23 protein-coding genes and 1 rRNA gene are annotated in these 23,818 nt (G+C 42.0%); 9 read left to right on the forward strand and 15 right to left on the reverse strand.

What is annotated here, in order from left to right; translation table 11 throughout:
* Positions 1-36: 36 nt before the first annotated feature.
* Positions 37-234, reverse strand: a complete 198-nt coding sequence (locus tag VP97_RS13295; protein WP_050182342.1) for a hypothetical protein — start codon at positions 232-234, stop codon at positions 37-39.
* Complete coding sequence (locus tag VP97_RS13300) at positions 231-2,273, reverse strand: sensor histidine kinase (RefSeq protein WP_050182343.1); 2,043 nt, start codon at positions 2,271-2,273, stop codon at positions 231-233. Before VP97_RS13300 ends, VP97_RS13295 begins: the two co-directional genes overlap by 4 nt.
* 96 nt (positions 2,274-2,369) lie before the next feature.
* On the opposite strand from VP97_RS13300, the gene VP97_RS23885 reads away from it, so the two are divergent.
* Positions 2,370-2,528: a hypothetical protein gene (locus tag VP97_RS23885; RefSeq protein WP_156153498.1), complete on the forward strand. Its 159-nt coding sequence runs from the start codon at positions 2,370-2,372 to the stop codon at positions 2,526-2,528.
* 4 nt (positions 2,529-2,532) lie between these two features.
* Here the strand turns inward: VP97_RS23885 and VP97_RS13305 are convergent, their stop codons facing one another.
* The 4 genes from VP97_RS13305 to VP97_RS13320 form a co-directional block, all read right to left on the reverse strand.
* Positions 2,533-3,447, reverse strand: a complete 915-nt coding sequence (locus VP97_RS13305) for a polyprenyl synthetase family protein (protein ID WP_050182344.1) — start codon at positions 3,445-3,447, stop codon at positions 2,533-2,535.
* Positions 3,448-3,589: 142 nt separating this feature from the next.
* The gene (locus VP97_RS13310; RefSeq protein WP_050182345.1) at positions 3,590-5,041 is read right to left on the reverse strand and encodes a nicotinate phosphoribosyltransferase; all 1,452 of its coding nucleotides are present in this window, start codon (positions 5,039-5,041) and stop codon (positions 3,590-3,592) included.
* On the reverse strand, positions 5,038-5,598 hold the full coding sequence (locus tag VP97_RS13315; RefSeq protein ID WP_050182346.1) for a cysteine hydrolase family protein: 561 nt from the start codon (positions 5,596-5,598) through the stop codon (positions 5,038-5,040). Before VP97_RS13315 ends, VP97_RS13310 begins: the two co-directional genes overlap by 4 nt.
* Positions 5,599-5,607: 9 nt before the next feature.
* On the reverse strand, positions 5,608-6,372 hold the full coding sequence (locus VP97_RS13320) for an NUDIX domain-containing protein (RefSeq protein WP_050182347.1): 765 nt from the start codon (positions 6,370-6,372) through the stop codon (positions 5,608-5,610).
* A gap of 337 nt (positions 6,373-6,709) precedes the next feature.
* On the opposite strand from VP97_RS13320, the gene VP97_RS13325 reads away from it, so the two are divergent.
* Positions 6,710-7,648 (forward strand): LacI family DNA-binding transcriptional regulator, encoded by a 939-nt coding sequence (locus VP97_RS13325; RefSeq protein WP_281175098.1) that lies wholly within the window; start codon positions 6,710-6,712, stop codon positions 7,646-7,648.
* Between the two features lie 55 nt (positions 7,649-7,703).
* On the opposite strand, the gene VP97_RS13330 is transcribed toward VP97_RS13325, so the two are convergent.
* Entirely contained in the window at positions 7,704-8,528 is an 825-nt protein-coding gene (locus tag VP97_RS13330; RefSeq protein ID WP_050182349.1) for an aldo/keto reductase, read from the reverse strand.
* A 324-nt stretch (positions 8,529-8,852) separates the two neighbouring features.
* On the opposite strand from VP97_RS13330, the gene VP97_RS13335 reads away from it, so the two are divergent.
* The 3 genes from VP97_RS13335 (at position 8,853) to VP97_RS13345 (ending at position 10,669) form a co-directional block, all read left to right on the forward strand.
* The gene (locus VP97_RS13335; RefSeq protein WP_050182350.1) at positions 8,853-9,113 is read left to right on the forward strand and encodes a hypothetical protein; all 261 of its coding nucleotides are present in this window, start codon (positions 8,853-8,855) and stop codon (positions 9,111-9,113) included.
* Between the two features lie 285 nt (positions 9,114-9,398).
* A complete protein-coding gene (locus VP97_RS13340; RefSeq protein ID WP_050182351.1) occupies positions 9,399-9,782 on the forward strand; it encodes a VOC family protein in 384 nt (127 codons plus the stop codon).
* A complete protein-coding gene (locus VP97_RS13345; protein ID WP_050182352.1) occupies positions 9,782-10,669 on the forward strand; it encodes a DMT family transporter in 888 nt (295 codons plus the stop codon). Before VP97_RS13340 ends, VP97_RS13345 begins: the two co-directional genes overlap by 1 nt.
* On the opposite strand, the gene VP97_RS13350 is transcribed toward VP97_RS13345, so the two are convergent.
* Positions 10,661-11,422 carry a YwaF family protein gene (locus tag VP97_RS13350; RefSeq protein ID WP_050182353.1) on the reverse strand — a complete coding sequence of 254 codons (762 nt, stop codon included), beginning with the start codon at positions 11,420-11,422 and terminating at the stop codon, positions 10,661-10,663. The genes VP97_RS13345 and VP97_RS13350 overlap by 9 nt on opposite strands.
* A gap of 323 nt (positions 11,423-11,745) precedes the next feature.
* On the opposite strand from VP97_RS13350, the gene VP97_RS13355 reads away from it, so the two are divergent.
* The 4 genes from VP97_RS13355 to VP97_RS13370 all read left to right on the forward strand — a co-directional run bounded on the left by VP97_RS13355 (position 11,746) and on the right by VP97_RS13370 (position 16,746).
* The gene (locus VP97_RS13355; RefSeq protein WP_050182354.1) at positions 11,746-13,017 is read left to right on the forward strand and encodes an ammonium transporter; all 1,272 of its coding nucleotides are present in this window, start codon (positions 11,746-11,748) and stop codon (positions 13,015-13,017) included.
* A gap of 62 nt (positions 13,018-13,079) precedes the next feature.
* On the forward strand, positions 13,080-14,060 hold the full coding sequence (locus VP97_RS13360; RefSeq protein ID WP_050182355.1) for a DUF294 nucleotidyltransferase-like domain-containing protein: 981 nt from the start codon (positions 13,080-13,082) through the stop codon (positions 14,058-14,060).
* A gap of 6 nt (positions 14,061-14,066) precedes the next feature.
* A complete protein-coding gene (locus tag VP97_RS13365; protein WP_050182356.1) occupies positions 14,067-14,768 on the forward strand; it encodes an exonuclease domain-containing protein in 702 nt (233 codons plus the stop codon).
* A gap of 82 nt (positions 14,769-14,850) precedes the next feature.
* Complete coding sequence (locus VP97_RS13370; RefSeq protein WP_050182357.1) at positions 14,851-16,746, forward strand: DUF2207 domain-containing protein; 1,896 nt, start codon at positions 14,851-14,853, stop codon at positions 16,744-16,746.
* Positions 16,747-16,761: 15 nt separating this feature from the next.
* Here VP97_RS13370 and VP97_RS13375 read toward each other — a convergent pair whose 3' ends face one another.
* The 7 genes from VP97_RS13375 to rrf all read right to left on the reverse strand — a co-directional run.
* Positions 16,762-17,289 (reverse strand): isoprenylcysteine carboxyl methyltransferase family protein, encoded by a 528-nt coding sequence (locus VP97_RS13375; RefSeq protein WP_245629890.1) that lies wholly within the window; start codon positions 17,287-17,289, stop codon positions 16,762-16,764.
* Entirely contained in the window at positions 17,286-18,374 is a 1,089-nt protein-coding gene (locus VP97_RS13380) for a type III polyketide synthase (protein ID WP_050182359.1), read from the reverse strand. The genes VP97_RS13375 and VP97_RS13380 overlap by 4 nt, the downstream gene beginning before the upstream one ends.
* 87 nt (positions 18,375-18,461) lie before the next feature.
* Complete coding sequence (locus VP97_RS13385; RefSeq protein WP_050182360.1) at positions 18,462-19,178, reverse strand: hypothetical protein; 717 nt, start codon at positions 19,176-19,178, stop codon at positions 18,462-18,464.
* A gap of 84 nt (positions 19,179-19,262) precedes the next feature.
* Entirely contained in the window at positions 19,263-21,902 is a 2,640-nt protein-coding gene (locus VP97_RS13390; protein ID WP_050182361.1) for a YfhO family protein, read from the reverse strand.
* On the reverse strand, positions 21,860-22,276 hold the full coding sequence (locus tag VP97_RS13395; protein WP_050182362.1) for a GtrA family protein: 417 nt from the start codon (positions 22,274-22,276) through the stop codon (positions 21,860-21,862). The genes VP97_RS13390 and VP97_RS13395 overlap by 43 nt, the downstream gene beginning before the upstream one ends.
* On the reverse strand, positions 22,260-23,228 hold the full coding sequence (locus VP97_RS13400) for a glycosyltransferase family 2 protein (RefSeq protein ID WP_050182363.1): 969 nt from the start codon (positions 23,226-23,228) through the stop codon (positions 22,260-22,262). Before VP97_RS13400 ends, VP97_RS13395 begins: the two co-directional genes overlap by 17 nt.
* Before the next feature lie 485 nt (positions 23,229-23,713).
* Positions 23,714-23,818 (reverse strand): 5S ribosomal RNA (gene rrf / locus VP97_RS13405); the annotation flags it as partial.

Here is a 23,818-nt window from a genome sequence, read left to right on the forward strand (position 1 = left end):
ACGAATTGTAGACTGATGGGGTTGTGACGAAGGGCTTCAGTGACAGCCTGAGAGCCTGTTTGCACCTGCATGTTGATTGATAGCCTGGACACCTCCCCCATTCGATCGTTCGGCTATATTAAGCCGCACACTTTTTTTGGAAATATTTACATCAAGCGTATACAAATCAAATGGCTCTTTTTCATCCGGCTCAGCAGCTGCTTGATGGTCATTCAGCAGTAAAACCGGTGTCATTCCCGCCATCCTGGCAGCGTCATTCGCACCTGTACACCATGATTAGGCGATGACCTCCATTCTACATGTCCTGAAAGCATGGCCACTCTCTCCTTTATTCCGGATATACCCATTTGATCTCCCTGCTCATCAATTCGGCTAATATCAAATCCAACTCCATTATCTAGATAATCTAAAAACAGTGTTTCCTGTTCTTCCCAAACCGAAACAGACAGCCTGGTTGCTTTTGAATGTTTACGGGCATTATGCAAAAGCTCTTGTACAATTCGATAAACAGCCAGCTCCTTATCCTGGTCCAATCTGTAATGGTCAGGCAAATCAATATCACATTGCAAATAAATATCGGATATCAATTTAAAACGAGAAAACAGTTCTTCTAACGTCCCGCGCAGCCCCTCCTCCTGAAAAAAAACGGGGCGCAGTTCCTGGCATGTTTCCCGGATATGCCGGGTTACTTTCTTAATGTCTTTTTGTATATCTCTTACTTCTTTTAAAATTGTATCTTCTAAACGCTTCGACTGGACAAGGCGTTCCAGTTTTCGTTGTACAACAAATTGCTCCTGCAGTACTGAATCATGGAGATCGGCAGCAAGTCTCCGTCTTTCTTTTTCAGAGATAGCTAAAAGAAGTCGAATGGTGCCAGGGGAGTGATTCAGCGCCTGCACTTCCAACTCTTCTATTTTCTTTTCGACTACCTGAAGGTTATCTGCTACAAGCCGAACATAGGGTACAGCAGCAAGCAGCCATGCTTTTTCACTGACATTCCATTTCAAGCCGTTTTTTTTCGGACCAATCCAGAGATAAACCTTTTGTTCCGACCGTTCAAATAGTTGAATGCCAAGCCATTGCTGAGAGACGAGCAGCCCTTTATCACGATCTCTTGCCATGAGTAGGCGCTGTGCCTCTGACAAAATGACCGATTCAGCTCCTTCAGCATGGCGGAACAGCCACTCTCCCTTTCTTTTTTCGGTAATAAACAGAACAGATGGGTGAAGAGCCTGACATGCTTCTAGCACAAACATTTTCTCGAGCTCATCCGTTTTCATAACCGTAGAGAGCTTGCCCGCTAAAAGCTCAATGCCCTGCACCATGTTTTTCTTATCTTGAAACAAGCTGTTTCGAATAAAGAAATCAAACTGTTCCTTCACTAAAAAGGAAAGGGCCATAATAACAAGCGCAGCAATAAATGGAACGATAAATGTTTGGGCTACACTGTATACGATGATCGCCAGCAAAAAAGCAGGAATAATAGACTGTATACTGTAATAGAAAAAGCGGTTAAGAACAAAATCGAAATCAAACAGCTGGCGATTCATGAGCAGGCGTGTATATCCGTAAGGAAGCGCAAAAAGGGAAAATACCGCGATCCGGTCCAGCCCATCTACCCCCGCTGCTACATACGGAAGGACGTAAAGCACAATAAACGGAGCAAATGCAATAGCTGGTACAATCATCATCCATTTTAAAAAGCTTTTATGCTGTAGGTTCTGGGCATGGTTATACTGCCAGGCAATCATGCCAAGAGCAGCAAAAATAGAGGCACTAAAATGAATAAGCATTGCGTTATTTACGATAGAAGATGCAATCCATGATGCAAAGTAGTTACCAATATTAAAACTGATAAATAAAAGGGTCCCCCATGTAAAAATGGATAGCCACAGCGAGACAGAGCGAAGATCCAGCTGTTTTTCCACTAAAATAGCTTGTACAAACAAAAGGAAGTACAAGGCTGCCAGTTGAAAAGCGACTGTTAAAATACTGACTGCCACAGGATCTCCAGCTCCTGACTCTTTTGATGCGAACAAGCTAAGAGACACTGTCAGCAGAAATAAAATAAACCGGCGGGCAGACTTTGTTTGCCGGTCGATAATAGGCAAAATTAAAATAACAGACAGCAATGAGAACAGGCCCGGTATATACAATTGAACCAGATCTGCTGAAAAATTTTGGTCCTCTCCTGCCATTTTAATAACAAGGTAAGCATGACTCACCGCGTAAATGACAAGAGTAATACCAAGCTGCCAATAACGTTTTAACATATGTTTTTTCTCCCCATACTGCTTAATAAGTGACGATCACTTCAATTTTTTGTAATATATATCATTATACACCAAGAAAGGAGAGGAAAGAGAATTATGGCAATGAAACTAGTTGAGCTTCTTCTGGCAAAACCGTCGCTTTCGGAATGGAGCGAAGAAGAACGTCGTTTACTTGAGCCATATTCAGAATCAGAGTTGGCAGTGATCTTTGAATCAATCGAGCATCAACCTATCCATCCTCAAGCCTGGCGATAACGGCTTAAAACAAATCGGCTAATAGCTGTTTTTTTTGCTCTTCCTTGATAGGCATCTTGCTAATACAAGTACGAATCTTATAAAGATAAAGCTTTTCTATTACACTGCAATAGGAAAGGGCGTCTCCTTCAGCAAGCACCTTCTGCACCATCGCCCTTTCTTCTTCTGTTGATCCTTTCCGTTCCCCCATCCTATAATATTGCTGTACTTTTTTGTATTTTGGATTTTCACTGTTTAAACAAAACAAAACTGGTAATGTTTTTTTCTTATGAAAAAGATCGTTTTTCCGTTCCGTCTGAAACAAGTCGTGTACATCATTCCGAAGCTGCTCTACAATGCCAAAGTAATCAGCATATCGTTCGACCTCTTTTTTTATTGCTGGCTCTGTTTTTCCTACCCCGAGCAGGCAGGCCATTCCAATCAAAGAGCCAGACTTCAAAGACACCATCCGCAGATAGTCTTCTTCCGTTTCAAGTTTATTCTGCAAATCAGCCGACTGGCCATTAATGGCCCTGATTACGTTCGTTTGAATCATCTGCCCAAACTCATTTTGGAGATTTTCATCCGTTTGCAGACGGCTCACTTCAAGAAAACAAATCATTAATAGGCCCGTCAGAATATTTATATTTTGAGCCGTGTCCACTGACCCCCACGGGTGTTCCATCCCGTCCTCGTCTTGAATATCATCCATTATATCCAGTGCCAAAAAAAGCAGTTCAACAATCACCATCAGGCGCTCTTTTTCCCCACCTTTTTTTTCTTTTCGGAACACATCATAATGAAGGCCCGTCAGCCTGGCAAAAAAACCAGTTTGCCGTAACGCATACTTTATGTATGTAACCGTTTTTTCTTGTAAATAGGATTCTTTAAAATAAGTACGAACGCAATCACAGGCAATAATCATCAGGCTATTTGTCATTATTTTTTTCTCCTTTTCTATTAATAGTAACAGTTAATAGGTAAAAAGAAATATTCAACAACATATACTGACGGGGTATTCACATAGCGAGCTATTCTCTCAAAAAAAAGCCCGCTCAGGAGCAGGCCTAAAGCAGACTTTTTTAACGCGCAGACGGCGGCATCATTTCTTCTATTTTCTTCATTTTATGTTCCCAGCAAGCCGGGCTTAAATCTACTGGATACTGCTCTGGATTAATTGGACGTTTGTATTCATCCCATAAAACAGACAGCCCTTTCTCCACATGTTCACGAATGTCAGCAAGCGATGGCTGGTGATATACAAACTTTCCATTTACAAAAATGTCTTTATGCAGGTCGACAGCTGTGAAATCTGTAACAAATTTGCTGATATACGTATGGACAGGATGAAACATTTTCAGCTTTTCCTGTTCCTGCGGCTTTTCTTCCTGGAGCGCTATATAATCACCTTCGGCTTTTCCGTTCGCGTTATTGATGATGCGGTACACATTCTTTTTTCCCGGTGTTGTTACTTTTTCCGGGTTACCGGAGATTTTGATCGTATCAACCATTTCTCCTTTGTCGTTTTCGATTGCCACTAATTTAAATACTGCCCCAAGAGCCGGCTGATCAAATGCCGTAATAAGCTTTGTACCAATACCCCATACATCGATTTTGGCACCCTGTGCGTTCAAGCTCATGATCGTTTCTTCATCAAGATCATTGGAAGCGATAATTTTCGCATCTGGGAAGCCCGCTTCATCAAGCATCGCACGGGCTTTTTTAGATAAATACGCAAGATCGCCGCTGTCAAGACGGATACCAATAAAGTTAATGGCATCGCCAAATTCCTTGGCAACCCGAATCGCATTCGGCACACCTGAACGCAGCGTATCATACGTATCAACGAGAAATACACAATCCTCATGCGTCTCAGCATACTTTGTAAAGGCTACATATTCATCCTGATATGCCTGTACCATAGCGTGAGCATGCGTGCCGGATACCGGAATATCGAACAGTTTGCCTGCCCGCACATTGCTGGTACCTGAAAAACCAGTTAGATAAGCCGCCCGTGCTCCCCAAATAGCGGCATCGGTTTCCTGCGCCCGTCGCGTTCCAAACTCAAGCGCTGTTCCGTCACCGACAACCTGCATCATACGTGATGCTTTCGTGGCAATTAGTGTTTGGTAGTTCACCACATTTAACAGAAGGGTTTCAAGCAGCTGTGCCTGAGCAAGCGGCGCTTCAATCCGCATAATTGGTTCGTTTCCGAAAACAATTTCTCCTTCCTGCATGGAGCGGATCGTTCCCGTAAACGTCATATTTTTTAAAAAAGCTAAATAATCTTCTCCATAGCCCAGTTTGCTCAAATAATTGATATCGCTGTCTGTGAAGCCAAATTTTTGAATAAACGAAACAATGCGCTCGAGACCAGCGAAAACACCATAGCCGTTCCCAAATGGAAGCCGGCGAAAATAAAGATCAAAAACCGAATTCCGATCGTGAATGCCGTCTCTCCAATAGGTTTCCGCCATATTAATTTGATACAAATCGGTATGCAGCATAAAACTGTCGTCTGGATGCTTCATCATAATTCCTTCCTCCTTTTGGCGCCGAGCGTATCTACAAAATGTCCAAGTGCCCATTCATGGCCTGCCTGATTAAAAGATGCTACTGCGTGATCATACACAACAATTTTGTATCCTTTATTGTACGCATCTACTGCTGTATGCAAAATACATATATCTGTACATACGCCGACAAGATGCACCTCTGTAACTCCCCGCGCTTTCAATCTCATATCAAGGTCTGTTCCGGCAAAAGCAGAGTAACGCGTTTTATCCATGTAATAAACATTATCCCAGTCTTTGTTTTGATCGTATACGGATTGAAGAGAGCCGTACAGGTCGCGCCCTTTCGTACCGCGAATATTATGCGGCGGGAACAGCCCTGTTTCCGGGTGATAAGGGTCGCGCTCATCATGCACATCAATCGCAAAAACAACGTAATCACCGTTTTGAATAAATTGCTCTGTTATATCAACAATCGCTCCTTCAAGGGCCTGACCCGGCTTTCCACACGTTAATTTTCCATCATCTGCAACAAAATCATACGTATAATCAATATTCAGCAATGCTTTCATACACATCCGCCTTTCTTATCCGTAAATGGATTCAATTACATCTAGATCATTAAAAGTATACAATCGGGACGGCCGGTACGAGTGACGGGTTGTTTTTTTCGGCTGTCCGTCTTCATCCAGTGCCAGCTCTAAAAAGGGAAGCTTCGGTGCACGAGCGAAGAAAACCGGGTCAGACGAAATTTTCGTATCATCGGTTACAGTCAGGAGCACCCTCTGCAATTCAGAAAGTGTAAATTCCTTCGGTAAAAAGTTTTTCGCCAGCGTTGTTCTCATCATATCTGAGCGGATCAACGCAAGCGCGTCCTGAACAATCTGTCTGTGGTCAAAAGCTAGGTCCAAACTTAGTACTTCTTCGATCGGAAACAGCTGCACATCTGCCGCATCATCTGACGCCGATCGGTTTACAAGAGATGCTTCCGGCACAATGGCATAAAAGGCATTTGAAAGAATCCAGCCGCGCGGGTCGCGCCCTGGCGTATCGTATATGCCAAAATGCCGCATATGAAGGCCGCTGACGCCTGTTTCTTCTAGCAGCTCCCGCCGTGCAGCCTGGATGCCTGTTTCTTCCGGCTGAATAAACCCGCCGGGAATGGCCCACTTGAGCGCTTCGATATTGGGGTTTCCTTCACTGTCTGTTGCCGCGCGCTGAATAAGCATCATATAAAGCTTCATGTCAGGTGGCGCTTTTTCTTCTCTTTTTTTCGATAAAATGGTAAAGATCGCAATGTCTGCTGTATAACCGTCTGGTGTCCGGTATTTGGAGGAGTCATATAGATGCATCGCTCCACCTTCTTTCTAATTATTAATTATATAATTACTAATTATATAAAAGAATTTTTTATTTGGCAAGAAAAATCCGGCTTTTAAAAGCCGGATACTTTTTATTAATGATTTCCTTCCCTCCCTTTTGCTAATCAAAACCATCTTATTCTCCAGTAAAATTCTTTTCCCGCTCCTTTGCGGCTGCACTTACGAACAACAATTCTATCGTGCATAAAAAAAGTATCGATAACATTCCCCACATCGTTGCCACCCCTTCTCTTCTTTTTTACAATGTAAAGGATGAAACGCGTTTCAGAACAAGTACTTTTTTGGAAGAGGGATCAAAATAGGAAATATTCATGATATCGCTCGAATGGCTGGTGTTTCTGCCGCTACAGTTTCAAGAGTGTTAAATAACCATCCTTACGTAAAGGAAGAAAAAAGAAGGGCAGTTTTGCAGGCAGCCGAGCAGCTTCGTTACGTAAAAAACATTAATGCTGTTCACCTTTCACTCGGGAAAACAAAGATCATTGGAGTGATTCTCCCATTTTTCAGCCACCCTTACTTCGGTGTGATTTTGGGCGGAATTGCTTCAGCTGCCGAAAAAGGCGGCTACAAATTGATGATTACGCAAAGCAATTATCAGGTGAGCCAGGAAATAGAGGCGCTGGATATGCTGAAGAGAAAACAAGTTGATGGAGTCATTATCGCTTCACGCGAGTGTCCTATTGATATCGTGAAGGACTACAGTGAATACGGAAAAATTATTTTATGCGAGGCGCCGGCTGATTCTTCGCTTTCTTCTGTATTTGTCGACCAGTATAAAGCGTTTCAGGCTGCTCTGGCTTTTTTAAAGCAAAAAAGCCGGACACGCGTGGGATATACTCTTTTACGGCCAGAAGGAAAAAGCAGTCTGGCAAGAAAAAAAGCATATCAAGAACAATTCAGTGAAGCAAAGTCTGACTGGTTATTTAACAATGCATTGACAGTTGAGGACGGAACGAGAATTGCCCGCGAATGGGCGGAGATGCGTGATCGGCCGGATGCGATGGTGATCACAAACGATTTTGTGGCTGCCGGCTTTTTGCTTGAATGCAGAAAGCTTGGTTTCTCCGTGCCGGAGGATGTCTCCATTATTGGCTTTGACAATCATCCTATTGCAAGTGCACTTGACATTACAAGCGTTGAACTTCCCTTGCATCTGCTCGGAGAAACAGCATTTGAACAAGTGATTTCTTTAGACGTTTCCCACCTGGAAGTGCCATTTCGCCTTGTCGATCGAAACAGTGTATAAATAAAAAAGACCAGCGAACCAACCCGCCGGTCTTTTTTTGATGCTCATATACGTATTATTTACGATTAAATTCTGCTGGTACCGGACCTGTACGCTCGCCACGGTCAAGCGCCTCAATTTGATCGATTTCTTCCTGTGTGAGTTCAAAGTCAAACACATTGAAGTTTTCTTCGATACGAGATGGTGTAACAGATTTTGGAATGACGATTGAGCCGTTTTGCAGATGCCAGCGCAAAATAACTTGTGCTGGTGTTTTGCTATGTTTATTGGCAATGCCCTTCACAACCTCGTTTTCAAGCACAATACCACCCTGCATAAGCGGGCTCCATGCTTCCACATAAATGTCCTGCTCTTTACAAAATGCTTTCAGTTCTTTTTGAACAAGGTGTGGATGGCACTCCACCTGGTTTACGACTGGCTTTACATCACACTCATCTAACAGGCGTTGCAAATGGTCAATATCAAAGTTGCAGACACCGATTGCTTTTACACGCCCGTCGGCATACAGCTTTTCAAGTGCTTTATAGGTTTCCACATAGGTGTCTTCCTGTGGCATCGGCCAATGGATCAAGTATAGATCCACATAATCAAGACCTAATTTTTCAAGGCTTGTTTCAAACGCTTTTAATGTAGTATCGTATCCTTGATCGGAATTCCACACTTTTGTTGTGATAAACAGCTCCTCGCGAGGTACACCGCATTCCTTGATTGCCTTGCCAACGCCGCGCTCGTTTCCGTATACAGCAGCTGTATCAATAGAGCGGTAGCCTGTTTCAATTGCTTTTAATACAGCTGGTGTTGCTTGTTCATCTTCAACCTGCCAGACACCATATCCAAGCTGTGGCATTTGGAGGCCATTATTTAGCGTTACAAATTGCATGTTTCCGCATCCCTTCATCAATAAATTATTCACGCTGAAAGTATAGCATAGCCGTTATAGAGATTTCCTTTTAAACGACTTGCAGTCCAGGCCGCGCATGTAAGAGATATGTATCCGCTTCAAACAGCCATGTAGAGAACAGCTGATGCTGCCCTTCCTGCTTCGATGAGTATCATCGTTTCTACATTAAAAACAGAAAACGTAGTCATTGTGTAGACAAAGTCTTTCTCTTTCAAAAAAAGACCCGATAAGTGAAGCTGTTCGGACTTCGCGTTCCGCAGGAGGCTTCGTCCGCCCAGCTTCACTAAATGGTGTTGAAGATCAATGAGCCCGGGATTGGGTGTACATCCCTCTTTTTTAAAAGAAAAAACAAGACCTTATTCGTTCTATACAATTTTGTTGCAAGCCACTTGGCGGCAGGAGGGCAGTGTAGACTCCTGTGGGACGAGCGGGCAGCTGAGACCGGTGGAGCCGCCAGGCGCCGTCGGGCTCAGCGCCTGCGCCACGGAAAGCGGAGCTGCCCGGACGCCGCCGATCTATCCCATTCATGTGACGGTTATCAATCATTTGTCTACAGTCTGGTAGTAGAACCTTTTTGCACTGCTATCGAAATATGTCTTTTATTTTTCTGTTAAAAACAGTAGCAAAAGTAGTCAAGACTGTTCACAAACAAAGTCGCAAATGGAAATCCTCCTCTATCTTCAGAATCCATCGCCGCCAATATACCATAACGCAGCAATGCAACAATCATGCGACAAATCCGATCCATATATAAATCAAAAAATCCTTCTTTCTGTTTTCTTTTATTATTATTTTTGCTGGCGTATTTACTAAAGCAGGAGGATAATGGAGAAAACGGGAGGTATACATATGGGTATTTCAAAATTGGAGCACGTTGGGATTCAAGTAAAAAATTTAGAAGCAACAATTGAGTTTTACACAAAGGTTCTTGGGCTTGAATTGCTTGAGAAGCAGGGTCATCCCGATCCAAATCTACGCATTGCGTTTCTTGGCTTTAAGCAGTCAGATGAAACGTTAATTGAAATTATCGAAGGATATAATCCAGATCTGCCGGCTGAAGGAAAGGTGCACCATATTGCTTTTACGGTGGACAATATTACAGAAGAGATCGCTCGTGTAAAGGAACATCATGTTGTGTTTGTGGATGAAGCTGTTACAACTCTTCCAAATGGAGCAAAATACGTCTTCTTCTATGGACCGGATGGCGAGTGGATTGAGCTGTTCGAGCGGTAATGGAAAAAAGATCAATTGGGCTCCCCCTTTTGGTTGCGATTGTCGCCATTTCTTTTTCGGCGATTTTTGTAAAATGGTCAGACGCCCCAGCTTCCATTTTAAGTATGTACCGCATGATTCTTGCGAGCTTTTTCTTACTGCCTGTTGTCTGGCAAAAAAGAACCGAATTTGAACGCATTGAAAGAAAAGACTGGACGCTTCTGCTCCTGTCTGGGTTGTTTTTAGCTCTTCATTTCGTTTTATGGTTTGGCTCTTTAAAGCTGACTACTGTTGCCAGTTCAACGATTATTTTAGCGCTGCAGCCGCTTGTATCGCTGGCGGGCGGCTTTTTATTGTTTAAAGAACGGACGACCGCCTCTTCTCTTGCTGTCATGGGCATTGCCATTGTGGGAGCAGTAATGATTGGCTGGGGAGACCTCGGGCTAAGCGGGCAGGCGATTTTAGGAGATGTTCTTTCTTTCTTAAGTGTGATTGCTGTTGTCGGTTATCTGCTCATTGGGCAGCAGACTGTTCGTAAAGTTTCTCACTGGATTTACAGCTTTTGTGTTTTTTCTTTTGCCGCGCTTTTTTTATTTCTTTATAACGTATTATCCAGTGTTCCCCTGACCGGCTACAGCCAGCAAGAGTGGGGTATATTTCTTCTTCTCGCTATTGTTCCAACCATTGCTCATGTGATTAACAATTGGCTGATGAACTATGTAACGGCTACAACCATTTCAATGAGCATTTTAGGCGAACCGGTCGGCGCCACTCTTCTTGCCGTTCTTCTGTTGAATGAACGGCTGACAGGCTGGCAGGCGGCAGGCGGTCTATTGATTTTAGTCGGTGTTTTTTTCTTTTTAGTTAAACAACAGCCTAAAACGAGCAAAAAGAGCGGATCACGATGATTCCGCTCTTTTTGCTGTTTTACGCCGAAATAACTTTTCCGTTTGATGACCAGCTGGCTTTTCCCGAAACAGCATCCAGATAAATAAACTGAGCACAAGTGCCAGCGCCTCAAGAGACAAAATATACCACGGATATGGTCCAAGCAAATCCAGTAAGCTGGCGCTTGACGGCTTGTGGCTTAAATAAAGATAATTTCCACCTGTCCATATATTGATCAGCATCACAGGCGGTATAAGTATATTTAAAAACAGTACTGTTTTTCCGACCGAATAAAGTGTAGGCCTGTAGCCTTTCACCCATGTAAAGTAAAGCGGCACGATCATTAAAAAAGCATGAACAGTAAAAAAGTGAAAAAAACGAAAATGTGGAAAGTCAAAATTTAAATAGGGTGTTAATAAAGCCTGGGACGCTCCCAGCAGCCCGGTAAACAGCAAAATATCATATATATTTTTTTTATGCGTCAATAGGAGTAGAACAGCTAGAAATAAACTGATGCTGCATAGCTCCAATGGGATAGCGTGACTGATCCTCCAGCTGTTCGTTGCCACCATCCATACATGGTAGAGCATTTCTATGACCAGCAAGAAAAAAGCTGTCCCAATTTCTGTTTTTCTTCCGATCAAGCTGCCAAGCTGCTGGCGAAAGAGGTATAAACCGACAAATGCTGTAGTAACGACTGCTATAACAGTAAAATGGCTTCCTGAAAACATCGAAAAGTCATAGTTTTGATAGCTTCCGCTAAACCAGCCCATCGTTACGCCTCCTTTTTCAATTCAGTTTATCATACATTGTCTATATAATCCTTTTTTTGTCATTTGCTTTTTCTTTTTTATTTATATGAAAGAAATTCTTGAAGCATACCCACCTGTACATAAGACTCGTACATTCTTTTTTCCCGTATATATATCCACACTTTTTGAAAATTATCCGTTTTTAATATGTCATATTTTATTACACAAGTGAAAAAAATCCTAAAAAACCTATTGACGAATCTTTAATTTCCGCATAAGATAGTTACATGTTATAAAAAGTAACATCATAAGTTAAGAAAAATAACGTTCGGGAGGGTTTTAACATGGAAGATATGTTGTACTTAATGAACAGCCTCTGGGTCATGGTTAGTGCTATTTTAGTTATTTTCATGATTGCCGGATTTATTATGCTTGAGGCTGGATCAACTCGTATGAAAAACGCCGGCCATATTGCCGGAAAAACAGCTTTCACATTCGGACTCGCATCCCTCGTTTTCTGGGCTGTCGGATTCGCTTTTATTTTCGGGGATAACGCAAACTTTTTTGTTGGTTTATCGAACTTTTTCTATTCAGGTGCTGACTTAGATTTAGGTCTTTCTTCTACTGTATTCTTTGTGTTCCAGCTGGCATTTGCAGGAATCTCGATTACAATTGCCCTTGGTGGTTTCGCGGAACGTGCAAAGCTATCGGTATACGTTTTGTTCACTATTCTTTTCTCCGCTATTGTATACCCAGTTGTTGCACATTGGATCTGGGGCGGCGGCTGGCTTGCGGAACACGGTAAGCAGGATTTTGCAGGCTCAACAGTTGTTCACTTGACTGGTGCGATGGCAGCTCTTGCAGCGACAATCTTGCTTAAACCACGTATTGGCCGTTTTAACAAAGACGGTTCCGCTAATGCAATTCATGGACATAACCAGGTATTTACATCACTCGGTGTATTGATTCTATGGGTAGGGTGGTTTGGCTTTAACGCAGGAAGTACGGTATCAGTTGATGCTGGATTCTTCGGCTTTGTTGCACTCAATACACAGCTTGCAGCTGGCGCTGGCGCTGTGGCAGCTCTTATTATTTCCTGGGTTGTACTTGGCAAGTCGGATATTCCAACTATCTTAAATGGAGCTCTAGCAGGCCTCGTAGCTATTACAGCATCCTGTGCGTTCGTTAATACGTGGGCAGCTGTTGTCATTGGATTGATTGCCGGCGTCCTTGTATTCTATGGAGCGAAATGGATGGAAAAAATGGGCATAGATGATCCGATTTTCGCTCTTTCTGTTCACGGTATTCCAGGTATTTGGGGTACATTATCAACAGGATTCTTCGCTACACCTGAACTTGCAACAGTTGGACGTCCGGGCCTTTTCTACGGTGGCGGTTTTGAACAGCTTGGTGTTCAGGCAATGGGGGTATTCGTTTCTGGCGCATTCGCATTTGTCGTATCCTTCGCTATTCTTTTTGTTATCAAAAAGCTACTCGGCGGACTTCGCGTTTCTGAAGAAGAAGAAATTATGGGTCTTGATATTAGCGAACACGGATCGTACGGTTATCCAGAAGTATTTGCTGATACAAAATCAAAAGCTGTAGGAGATAAATAAGATAAATAATACGCAAAGCGGCGGCGCTTTGCGTATTATTGTTTAAAAGGATGTGAGAAACCATGACAACAAGAGCGCAATCCTACGCAAATATTCGTCATGAAAAAGAAAAAATGATGGAGAAGCATCTTCATTCAACACAACGCCTAAACGCTTTTCACGATGAGATTATGAAACAGGTCCTCACGATCGCTCTGCATATTCATGAACATCAATATGGATCTCCTCCATGCCCTTATTCTCTTTTTTTACTCGGCAGTGCCGGTCGTTCTGAGCAAGGTACCATTAGTGACCAGGATCACGGAATCGTGTTTCAGGCAGATACAGAGGAAGCCACTGAATATTTTTTAACCTTGGGCCGTACTTTTTCAGAGGGATTAAACGCGGCCGGTTATCCGTATTGCGAGGGAAATGTGATGAGCTCCAATCCTGTCTGGTGCCGTTCCGCAGAAAACTGGAAGCAGCAGATCGCTTCCTGGATTGATTCAGAAACACTTGACACAATGCGCTCTGTTCATATGATATGCGACGCCCGTGTTCTTCACGGAAAAAAAACACCTGTTATCTCATTAAAGAAACAAATTTCCGCTAGCATGAAAAAGGACCCCCATAAACTGAAGCGCTTTTTTGAGAACATTCAATTTATGAAAAAATCGGTCGGTCTGTTTGGTCAAATCTTCACCGAGCAAAACGGCTCGCATGCTGGGTCCCTAAATTTAAAACAGTCTGCTTTTCTTCCATATGTAAATGCGATTCGAGTACTTGCAATCAAAGAAGATATTGTTGCTTCTTCTACATTGCTACGTATGAAAGCTTTAATGGATGTGCCTGCTCATAATAGCCGCATTCAGGAATATGAAGAAGCATTCCGGATGCTGCTTGAATTCAGGCTTCGCGCACTTAAAAATGCACCCGATTATGACAGCTCCCATTATATAAACATTGATTCACTAGGGCCGGTCCGCAAGCGGGAACTGCGCCACATTTTAAAAACCGCAGATTCTCTTCATCATTACGTACAGCGATTTACTGCAAAAGGATGATGCATAATGGGCTTTAATGATTTTATGAAAAATTTAAGCGGAAACCGATTTACCGGACTTCAAGGCGGTCGGCAGGACATGGCTTTTATGAGAAGTCTGCAGCGGGATTTAAAAACAAAGCAAGCAACGTCTATTCCATTAGACGAATTGCAGGTCATTGTCTTTGACTTAGAGACAACAGGATTTCATCCGGATAAAGGGGATAAAATTTTATCGATTGGTGCTGTCAAAGTAACCGGCCGCCATGTTGAAGATGAATTTTACTCACTGGTCCGCTTTACTGAACCGCTTCCGCCTCTTGTCAAAGAATTGACCGGACTTGAGGAAGCTCAGCTGATCGAGGCACCCGATCCCGCCGAAGCACTTGAGCAATTTTTTAAATTTAGTGGTGCTTCTCCGCTCGTTGCTCATCATGCGAGCCACGAAAAAGCATTTATGACCTATGCAAGCCGAAAATACTTTCGCACTCCATTTGCCCACCGGCTGATCGATACATCATTTATGTACCGGATTGCCGACCCGGACAACCCTTATGTCCGCCTTGAAGATTGCTGCGAACATCATCAAATACCCATTACTGGCCGTCACCATGCACTCGGTGATGCACGCTTGACCGCAGCACTTTGGGCTGTTTATGTCGAAAAGCTTCAAGCGATGAACATTACTACCCTATCTCAAGTTTATGAGAGACTCGCCGTTATTCGATAAACGGCGGGTCTTTTGTATGATTTTTCTATTTTCCGAATCTTTTCCTTTTTCCACTCGTATGGAAGAGCAAGGAGGTGCTACGATGAAAAAACAAGTAGTCCTGTTGCTTTTTTTCTTTTTTTCTTTTGCAGCACCCGCTTTGGCGCGATCTTACAGCATTGATGATGTGCACATTCGCACTTGGATTGAAGCAGATGGCGACGTGCAGGTAAACGAAACCTTTCATTATACATTTAACGGTCAATATGATCATGTGATTCGTTCCATTCATACAGATGGACATAGCGGCGTGCGAAATTTTGAAGCTTATGAGCTGACGAACAAATTAGCAGAGCCTGGATTCATCAATCGAAATGATTTGCAGCCACTCACTGTCAGCCAGGATGAAAACACATACAGTGCGGATCTTGGATCGAAAAATGAAAAAAGAGCTATTTTTTATACGTACGAACTTACAAATGCGGTTCGTTCTTATGAAATGTATAGTGATTTGACTATTCCTTTTTTTGGAACGGACGGACACCATGACAAGACGCTCCAAAACGTCACAATTGATGTTGTTTTTCCAGAGCCTGTTGAACCTTCCCGTTATTATGCATTTATGCACGATCGGCTCGGTGCTGTAACAGAAAAAGGGGCAGAGGTAGTTCGATTTACAACACCTGAGTCCCCTCTTTATTCTTTAACAGAGATACGTGTCTTGTTTCCCTCCTCTGTTATGACCTTACAGGAAAAACAAGCTGCACCTATGGTATTGACTGAGGCGGTGAAAGAGGAAAACAAGTTGGCTCAGTCTTTAGATAAAAAAGAAGATCAAAAACAGCAGCTTAAAACGATTTTGGTCGTTCTATCCGTTGCTACAGCTCTTGGTATTCTCGCCGTTTTTCTGCTTCGTTTTCGCGGAGGACTAGGCGATGCTTCCTCTGCGATGCAGCACGACCCCCTTCATTTATACATGATTGACCGCAGTGGAAGAACAGATGAATATGCTTTATTGGCCGGTCTTTATTCACTCGTAGAACGAGGGATGGTTACCGTACAGACCGTACAGTCAACAGGCCGTTTTAAAAAAGACCCTGATGCACCGAAAGAAACACTTCAATTTACTTTGACTATTAAGCGAAGAAAAGTGCTGTCATATGATCAGCAATTGATAGAGCTAGTGTTTAAAGATCGAAAAACATTTACTATGCATGATCTAGCCGGTGTAACGCGCCTTGAAAAAAAATCAAAAAGAGGTACTCATTTATATAGAAGAGTTCATTATTATCAGAAGCAGCAAGAAGAATGGATAAACAGCGTTACAGAGGAAATGAAAAACGAAGGTTTTTTCAGCAGTGGCTTCAATTCGTTTTTAAAAATACTTATGCTCTTATCCGCCTACGCTTTTATTTTATATACTTACACTATAGACTCTTTAGATGTTTCAACAATAATTGCTTACGGGGCGATTGGCTTTGTTCTTCTTCTAGTCATATGGCGAAAGCAAAAAAAGCGCTGGCCGGCTGTTCTTTTTTATATCTTATCCATTCTTTCTGTTGCGATGTTATACGATACGGATGCAGCACACAGTCTTTTCTTATTTATTATGATGAATGCCTTGCTGTATGCACTGACACCGCGCTTTTTGCTTTCAAGCGAAGCGGCTATTGTAAAATCAGATATAAAGAAATTTCGGAAAATGAAGTTTGCTGCAGATGAGCATATAGAAAAGCGGCTGCTGCGTATGCTGCTGCTGCGGGCCAGGCTGCCAGATTCCAAGAAAGCACACGAACTTGCAATGTCGGCTGCCTTTCCGCTGGCTTATTTAATATTGACTGATCAAGAACCTGTTCATTACATGGCGCAAACTTGGAAATGGACCAATCCTCCGGCAAGTTCTTCTGCTTCCTCATCTGACAGCAGCGGCTTTTTTGGGGATAGCAGCAGTGATGGAGGCGGAGGCGATGGCGGAGGAGGTGGTGGTGGAGCCGATTAACGGTCCACCCGCCTCTCAATACTCTTTCTTAAAATCAGTTGCATGCATTAATGCTTGTTCTTCAGCTGCAATGCGTACAGAAAGCATCCATGCATTCAAAAGTGTAAAAATAACTGCTGTATAGTACGCTTGAAACAGCAAAGGAATGACAATAAATTCGATTGTCACAATCATATAATTTGGATGCCGGACCCATCGATATGGTCCTTTTTTAACGACTTTCGCTCCAGGAAGTACGATGATTTTTGTATTCCAAAAAGAGCCCAGCGAGCGAAGCGTCCAAATTCGGCCAAGCTGTGTAACGAAAAACAATGTCAGCCAAAGCGGCCAGTCCGAACTGAGAGACTTCTCCATGATCGTTACCTCGGCAATGAAGCTAATGAAAAAAAGAATATGAAGAGCAACAATAAAGGGATAGTGACGTTCTCCCGCTTCATATGCCCCCTGGCTGAGCATCCATTTTTCATTTCGTTTAGCAATAAAGAGTTCCGATACCCGCTGCACGCAAAGAAAAAGAATGAATATCCAAAAAAGGTTAGTCACGCTGTTTCCCCCCATTTTAAAAGCACTAATTCTCCCGAAAACCCGGGGCCTAATGCAGTCATTAATCCATAATCCCCTTTTTTCACATCGTCCAGCATAAACTGCTCTAACACATACAAAACAGTTGGAGATGACATATTACCGAATGATGAAAGAATTTCCCTTGCATGAACCGTTTTTTCTGAGGATATGTTTAATGTTTCCTCGTAGGCATCCAGCACTTTTTTTCCACCTGGGTGGGCAACAAAATGGTTAATTTCTTTCATAGATATTCCTTCTTTCCCCAAAAAAGCATCTACAAATTCTCCGAGCCACGTACGGACAATAACTGGAATATCTCGTGAGAATACAACATGAAGTCCACTGTTTTTCATCTCCCAGCCCATTACATCCTCTGAATCAGGCATTAACTTGGATGCCGATTTTAAAATAGATGGTACTGGCCGCTTCGTTTCTACCTGTGCATCATCCCCCACCATTAATACACAGGCGATCCCATCAGCAAATAATGAAGTCCCGACCAAATTACTTTTGGAACGGTCATTCCGTTGAAACGTTAAGCTGCACAATTCAACTGCTAATACGAGAACCTTTGCTTTCGGGAAAGCAAGGCAGTACTCATAAGCACGGCTGATCCCCGCTGCCCCGCCAGCACATCCGAGCCCCCAAATCGGTATTCGTTTTGCTCCATCAGAAAACGGCAGCTGGTTCATAATTCTCGCTTCGATACTAGGCGTCGCCATACCCGAGCTGGACACAAAAAAAATCGCATCAATTTCTTCCGCCGGCTGTGAATATCGTAAAAAACGATCATCCTTTAAGCACTGCTTAACTGCTTCCGTTCCATATTCGACCGCTTTTTCAATATATAAATCGTTGCGCTCCTGCAAAGTATGATCATGCTTAAACCAATGTAACGGCATAGCAAAATGCCGTTTTTGAATTTGACCATTTTGAAAAACAGTTAAAAGCCGTTCAATGTCCCGAAAGTCATCCTTAAATAATTCCCGGGCAAAAGCTGCGGTTTGACCTTGCTCAACAATATGCGGCGGGTGATACGTACTAGCGGATACAATACTTGGCATACTCATCCCACTTTTCTTTTTGTTTATCTTTCCCTTTACTTCTTTTTTTAAACAGTTGAGAGCCGACTCGACTTTGTAAAACATACATTAAACGGCCAGCAGGAGAGCTGAATAAATAATCAGTCCGGCAGCAAACGCCCCAAAGCTGCTTTCACTTTCCTTCGGCAGCTCTTCCTTTAATACATTTAAAATAAGAGCACCTGACAGAAAAGCGACCATGGCAGAAAGTATGGTTTCTTTGAATTCTGTAAAAACGCCTATTACCCAGCCTATTAATACAGCAAAAATTAAAAGCCAGCGTCCATATTGGTCATACACATGCTGATGAGCTTCCCGCATGCTTTGATCAACTGTTAGAAAATGTACAGCTAGGGCTAGAAAATATAATAACATCCCTATTACCTGGTTAAAGTTCTCTTGAACAAGCAAATAGCCGATCAGCATGTTGTAAAAAAAGAAAACACCTATGTGCAGCCAAAAAATGCCTGAGCTTGCTTTTGATTGTTTTTTTCGGGTCGAATGCGCTACTGCTTCTTCCAAGCCATAAAAAAGAGCAAGCCCCACCAATGCCATTAAATATGCGTGATTTTCAACAAACCGAAGTATACCGTTATCAGCCTCCTCTAATACTTGCTGATGCGTGCTTAAATCCGGAAGAAGGTGCACAAACACGTAAGATACCGCGATGCCGCCTGCAAACGATAAAAAACGGCTTTTTGAAATACGCTTTGGAAAAGACATATATTTTGCCCAAAAGTGTATAATGGCAAAGCCAATAGCCAGTGCCAGGCTAAGTAGTTTCATCTCCTTCTCCCCTTCTTTAATAAATCTTCATTCTTGTTCATTGCCATTCGTTCTTTCTTTTATACGAAAAAACGATCCACCCATTTAAAAGGCAGATCGTTTTTTTCGTTTCCACAAAAAAACAACAATAAACATTGTGAAGCCTGATAAAAACAGTAGAGGAAAAAAGAATGGCGGATAATAAACGAGCTTAACCACGTTTTTACCTTTTTCCAGTTTAAACCCTGTAAATGCATAGTTAGCTTGCTCAATATCCTGTTTTTGCCCATTTACAGTTAATTGCCAGCCTTTTTCATAAGGGAGCGGAATGGCCGCGTATTGATCGTTTTTTGTATTCTCGAGTGTAAAAGAAAGCTGGTTACCTTCCCAGCGTAGTCCTTTAACAGATAACTGAGCACTTTCTTCTTTTGCTCTTTGAAGCACGTCATAGGTTTCTTCATACAACTTGAGATTCTTTAGTTCATACGTGCCTTTAGGAACCCGAAGAGAAAGACGATTTTCCGCTTCTACTCTGATAACCAGCTGATCTACATTCGTCTTATATATAGAGTCAGCTGCTTTTCGGGTTGTTTTGTAATCATTTACTTCAAGCACATACGGATCTTTGTTGTTCAAGCCTTTTAAAGAAAAGGAGAGATAGTAATCCTTCGCCGCCGGGTTCGCTTGCTCGACCACTATATCAATGCCGCCTCTTTTCTCTTTTACTTCGAGTACACCGCCATGGTAATCAGCTTGAACAAGTTCAAGCGAGGTCTGTTTCATGATTGAAACACTTTCTGGTATAGGAGCTCCTGGCTCTTTACGATCAAGGACAATACCCGAAAGCATAGCGTGCTCTTTTGATAAAGACGAAGCATGCTGTAATTCTCGTTCTGAAAACACTGTACTGGTCGTACGAACAAACGGAAGCATGTTGTCATTCCGATAACCCGCGTATTCTCCTGCAGAAGCTGATTTTTTAAAGCCGTACGGTACGTTTCTCTCTCCCTTTTCCATAACGTAGTACTTCCCCATTAGCATGCTGTGTAAATTGGCGCGATCACCAAGCGTTCCATACCGGCTGACACTTTCCCATCCCATATCAATATGTAAATCCTGTAAGTAAAAAAATAAAAGGTGTTCATTTAAAATACTTGAATAAGCGCTCATTCCTTTAAATCCATGAACGATTGGGGTATTATTCCGCCGCTTAATTGTCCAATCAATACGAGCAAGCGGGTCCTTTTCCTGCTCTTGAATGGAAGTAATCACCTTTTGTTGATCGGCACCACGATATCCATTGCTCTCCATAAATTCTTTCGATACTTTACTATCCGCTCCTGTAGACGACAAGCGATTTTCTTGATAAGCATTAGCAATCCCAATACTTGTGACGAGAATAAGCAAAGCCATTATCAGTTTTGTATGCCGGCTTTTTCGTAAGACAAGAATGAAAAAAGCTGCCACAATCACAAAAGCAGAAACACCCATCCAGGCATCTTTTACGCGTTGAAAAGTTAATACAGGATCCAGCACATAAAAAAGAACGTACAAAACAACTGCACATGCAAAAGCAACCATCAGCTTTTTTCGTTTGATTTGAATCGACATGGAAAGTGAAGCTGCTGCTGTACCACCTGCCGTAAGAGATAAAAGATGTTCCCACCGATATTGTGGAGCCGAAAATCCATTAAAAACACTGGCAGCGAATGGACTCATGTGCAAAAGAATAAGAAGCATGGTTATAAAAGCAAAAAAGCGGAACAGCGGGTTTTGATACAAGGAAACAAGCATAAGACAAAAAACAACAAATGCTGGTATATAAACAATTAAGCCGTTAATTAAAAAATTATCCGTAAAACCGATAAGAGGGACTGATTCGGTATAGGGAGGCCGATAATTGTTCAGAAATCCATAAACAGCCGGTACAAAAGAAAAAGCACTAATACCAAACCCTGCAATACCGCTTGACAAAAATAATGTAATTTGTTTTTTAACCGGTGTTTCCTGCTCATCAAGCTTGAATAGCCAGCGAAACAAGATATAAATCCCTGCAAGCAAAAAGTTCACATAAGCAAAATAGAAATTATCAAATAAACTAATGGAAACAGCTAAAAGAAACATCCAGGGCTTTGCTTCCCGCACCACTTTTTCAATACCAATTAAAAGCAGTGGAAGCCAAATCATCGCATCTGAAAAAAATTCCCAATAGGTTACATACCGAAAGTAAATAATGCTTGTACCATATACGACTGCACCGACAAAAGCAGGCAACGCTGGAAGTGTCATATACCGAAAGTAAAATGTTGTAATCATTAAAATAGCTGTTAACCGCAGTATACTAACAACTAAAATCGCCTCTGCCCAATAAAAAACATCCGGCTTTCCAATAACCCCTAAATTCTCCAATCCAAACGTGACACCTACTGTAACCAGGAAAATGATTGAGTTAAAAAAGTAGTAACTAAGCTGTGTGTATATACTCCCACCAAATCCAAGATCAGGAGAATAAAAAAACTCCCCCTTTTTAAACTCGTTATAAAGCAGCTCTTTAAATGGCTGCATTTGTGACAGGCCATCGTTTATGCCTGTCATATATTGTCCGTCAAACCAATGTATAATAAAATACAGGTGGCTTAAAAGAGCAATGAATAAGCTTCCCAAAAACAAAAAGAAAAAAGAATTCTTGTTTCTTGAAGAGCTTATTTTATGTAAGAATGTACGGGTGGCTTCTCTTTTTTGCATGGTTTTTTTAAAATTCTCCCTGTCAGAATAAACGTAACGGGCAGTGTAAAGAAAACAGCCGCAAGCGGTGCAATGCTGCTATTCATATGGAACTGTTCAACAAAAAGATATAATAACACAGCTGTCATTCCTGTATTAAACAGCTGCGTTAATGGAAAGCGAACAAAAGCAGACCATGTTGGCTTTACTTTGTACGTGTAAAGTGTATTCAAGAAAAAAGAACCGATTAAACTGCTGGTAAACCCAATCATATGCGCGGCAAAAAAGTTCAGCCCCCATACATGAAGCATGAGTATGTACACCGCATAGTAATGACCAGTGTTAATGACACCAACAATGATAAATTTCAAAAATTCATTAGGAATAGATGGCATGTTTTTCTCTCTTTTCTTTCGGTGCACCAATACTAGTATGCTGAATTAAATAATGCGGCCGTTTTTTTGTTTCATTGTAAATTCTTCCAATATATTCTCCAATGATCCCCATGCATACAAGCTGAACACCGCCTAAAAACAGAACAGCCGAGATAAGCGTAAAGTAACCTGGGACAGCTACACCTGTCTGCATAATTTGAACAAATGTAATGGATATATAAACAAGTGACAAAAGTAAAACAAGCGCGCCTGTGTAAAAGCAGGCCCGAAGAGGTTTATGGTTAAAAGAAACAACTCCGTCAATTGCGTAATTTATCAATTTCGGAAAAGACCATTTCGTTTCACCACATTCTCTGGCTACATTTTCATAGGAGATCGTTTTTTGTCCGTAGCCAATCCATGAATACAGCCCTTTAGAAAAGCGATTCCCTTCACTGAGTGTTAATAATGCATTTACAGCTCTTCGGCTTAATAAACGAAAGTCTCCTTCTCCATCAGTCAGCTTCACATCCACTGTCCGATTAACAAGGCGATAGAAAAAGGAAGAAATAATAGAACGAACCGGAGAGTCTCCCGCCCGATTGCGTTTTGCAATAACTTGATCGTAACCCTCTTCATACCCCTTTAACAGCTGTGAGATCAATGAAGGCGGGTGCTGAAGATCCGCATCCATCATAATAACAGCATCACCCTGAGCATGCTGAAGGCCTGCAAGCATAGCAGACTCTTTCCCAAAATTACGGGTAAATGAAATGTATTGAACTTCTTTAAATTGAAATGCCAATTGCTTAATAACATCCAACGTATCGTCAGAGCTGCCATCATCCACAAAAATAACCTCATACGCATAAAATTGGCCATTCATTTCTTCCTTAATAGCCTCAAGCACTTTAGGGATATTTTCTGATTCATTATATGATGGAATAATGTATGAAATTTTGATCGGTTTCATTTTGTCATCCTCCGTCTCTTTTACGTCTTGATTAATCAATCATCCGAAGCATATTAAGCTTTCACAGCCAGCTTTTTGATTCAAGTGAACCTGTCCAATGTGAAGGGTATAAGTATCAACTTCTCATATTATTGGCTAAAAGTACTTTACCCATTCTTTTTGAAAAAAAGAAATGAAAGGAAAAATCAAAAAGATGACCATTTCTGCCCTTTATCCATCTCCACCTTTTATGCGTGTTACACTTTGATTAGACGTGACAAATGAAATAGTTAGCCTCACACGATATGTTGGAAAAAGAAAGTAATCGGCTTTATCTCCGTATGTACTCAAATTAACTGTACCCTGACTATATTATGTTAAAACGTTTAATCATACCAAGATGTGTCTAATATCTTACAAATACAAAAACACAAAAAAAACCACGTTTCTTTAATGGAAATCTTAAAGAAACGTGGTTTTTATTCGTTAAACAGTTATTGAAATGTGCCAGGCGGCGTCCTGCTCTCACAGGGGGAAACCCCCAACTACCATCGGCGCTGAAGAGCTTAACGGCCGTGTTCGGGATGGGAACGGGTGTGACCTCTTCGCTG

The sequence above is a fragment of the Domibacillus robiginosus genome (assembly GCF_000966195.1).
Lineage (GTDB): Bacteria > Bacillota > Bacilli > Bacillales > Domibacillaceae > Domibacillus > Domibacillus robiginosus.